Source organism: Idiomarina sp. ST20R2A10, from assembly GCF_051842345.1.
Classification (GTDB): Bacteria; Pseudomonadota; Gammaproteobacteria; order Enterobacterales; family Alteromonadaceae; genus Idiomarina; species Idiomarina loihiensis.
Window position 1 is genome coordinate 1 of sequence record NZ_JBNIEY010000063.1, and the last position, 253, is coordinate 253.

The 253-nt window shown below is 39.9% G+C and carries 1 pseudogene; it reads right to left on the minus strand.

What is annotated here, in order from left to right:
- Nucleotides 1-253 (minus strand): annotated as a pseudogene (fusA, locus tag ACP7H9_RS14310) (elongation factor G); the annotation flags it as partial.

The window sequence follows — 253 nt, forward strand, 5'->3', positions numbered from 1 at the left end:
TAAGGGTCAGTCATAACTTTAAATGCTAATGCAGAGAATGGCTCTTCGTCAGAAGAATGACGCTCAATCTCTTCATTTGTATCAGGACGTGTACCTTTGATTGCAGCAACGTCAGTTGGTGCAGGAAGGTAGTCAAGAACAGCATCAAGTACTAGTTGAACACCTTTGTTTTTGAAGGCAGAACCAACAAGAACAGGGTAGAATTCAACATTTAATGTACCTTTACGAATTCCTGCTTTTAACTCGTCAATTG